The sequence below is a fragment of the Chryseobacterium sp. CCNWLW53 genome (assembly GCF_037083525.1).
Lineage (GTDB): Bacteria > Bacteroidota > Bacteroidia > Flavobacteriales > Weeksellaceae > Chryseobacterium > Chryseobacterium lathyri.
The window spans coordinates 3,483-5,661 of record NZ_JBAOJR010000008.1 but is presented as its reverse complement, the minus strand read 5'-3'; the positions used below and the strand labels follow the sequence as shown (position 1 = coordinate 5,661).

1 tRNA gene and 1 rRNA gene are annotated in these 2,179 nt (G+C 46.1%); both read left to right on the top strand.

From position 1 onward, the window contains the following. Positions 1–332: 332 nt before the first annotated feature. A 16S ribosomal RNA gene (locus tag V6R96_RS20675) occupies positions 333–1,849 on the top strand. Between the two features lie 221 nt (positions 1,850–2,070). Beyond that, positions 2,071–2,144: transfer RNA gene (locus V6R96_RS20670), tRNA-Ile, on the top strand. Positions 2,145–2,179: the final 35 nt, after the last annotated feature.

Below are 2,179 nucleotides of genomic sequence, written 5' to 3'. Positions count from 1 at the left end.
GAGAAAAAGCTTAGCAATATTTTAATAAATAAAAGTTGTGGGTTTTAATTTTTTTTGTATCTTTGCAGTCCGGTTAAACGGGGCGCAGGAGTGAGTACAGATTGGAGTGTTAGAAGGGGTTAAGGTTACTTAAAAAACTTTAAAATTTTCCTTTGAAACATTTGGCTGGTTAGAAATAAATAATTACTTTTGCAACCGCAAATAAGGAACAGAACGACAGAAAAGCTTCTTTATATATTGCGGAAAGAAAAAAGATCATTGACATACAATATACAACCAAGTAAGAAAAAAACTAAAGCGTAAAAAAACTTTGAGTGGGTCAGGAAAAACATACAATGGAGAGTTTGATCCTGGCTCAGGATGAACGCTAGCGGGAGGCCTAACACATGCAAGCCGAGCGGTAGAGATTCTTCGGGATCTTGAGAGCGGCGCACGGGTGCGGAACACGTGTGCAACCTGCCTTTATCAGGGGAATAGCCTTTCGAAAGGAAGATTAATGCCCCATAATATATTAAATGGCATCATTTGATATTGAAAACTCCGGTGGATAAAGATGGGCACGCGCAGGATTAGATAGTTGGTAGGGTAACGGCCTACCAAGTCAACGATCCTTAGGGGGCCTGAGAGGGTGATCCCCCACACTGGTACTGAGACACGGACCAGACTCCTACGGGAGGCAGCAGTGAGGAATATTGGACAATGGGTGAGAGCCTGATCCAGCCATCCCGCGTGAAGGACGACGGCCCTATGGGTTGTAAACTTCTTTTGTACAGGGATAAACCTTTCCACGTGTGGGAAGCTGAAGGTACTGTACGAATAAGCACCGGCTAACTCCGTGCCAGCAGCCGCGGTAATACGGAGGGTGCAAGCGTTATCCGGATTTATTGGGTTTAAAGGGTCCGTAGGCGGACTCGTAAGTCAGTGGTGAAATCTCACAGCTTAACTGTGAAACTGCCATTGATACTGCGGGTCTTGAGTGTTGTTGAAGTAGCTGGAATAAGTAGTGTAGCGGTGAAATGCATAGATATTACTTAGAACACCAATTGCGAAGGCAGGTTACTAAGCAACAACTGACGCTGATGGACGAAAGCGTGGGGAGCGAACAGGATTAGATACCCTGGTAGTCCACGCCGTAAACGATGCTAACTCGTTTTTGGGCTTTCGGGTTCAGAGACTAAGCGAAAGTGATAAGTTAGCCACCTGGGGAGTACGTTCGCAAGAATGAAACTCAAAGGAATTGACGGGGGCCCGCACAAGCGGTGGATTATGTGGTTTAATTCGATGATACGCGAGGAACCTTACCAAGGCTTAAATGGGAATTGATTGGTTTAGAAATAGACCGTCCTTCGGGCAATTTTCAAGGTGCTGCATGGTTGTCGTCAGCTCGTGCCGTGAGGTGTTAGGTTAAGTCCTGCAACGAGCGCAACCCCTGTCACTAGTTGCCATCATTCAGTTGGGGACTCTAGTGAGACTGCCTACGCAAGTAGAGAGGAAGGTGGGGATGACGTCAAATCATCACGGCCCTTACGCCTTGGGCCACACACGTAATACAATGGCCGGTACAGAGGGCAGCTACACAGCGATGTGATGCAAATCTCGAAAGCCGGTCTCAGTTCGGATTGGAGTCTGCAACTCGACTCTATGAAGCTGGAATCGCTAGTAATCGCGCATCAGCCATGGCGCGGTGAATACGTTCCCGGGCCTTGTACACACCGCCCGTCAAGCCATGGAAGTCTGGGGTACCTGAAGTCGGTGACCGTAACAGGAGCTGCCTAGGGTAAAACAGGTAACTAGGGCTAAGTCGTAACAAGGTAGCCGTACCGGAAGGTGCGGCTGGAACATCTCATTTTAGAGCGTTGAAGAACGTTAAACAAAATTAGGTACTTCGGTACCATTGATTCTGCTTAAAGTAAAGCTTTAGTTTTTTATTTGGTTGCTATATAATATAAAAATACAAAACCCACTAGAAATTAGTATCAGAGGGAGAGAGAGACAAGAGGATAGAGAAAAGAAGAAAGATAAAGACGTTAGCGTCTTGGTTCTTGGTTCTTTTATCTTTAAGTCTAATGAAGTCTCGTAGCTCAGCTGGTTAGAGCGCTACACTGATAATGTAGAGGTCGGCAGTTCGAGCCTGCCCGAGACTACTAATTAAAAAGACGGGAAGATGAGAGAGCCAAGA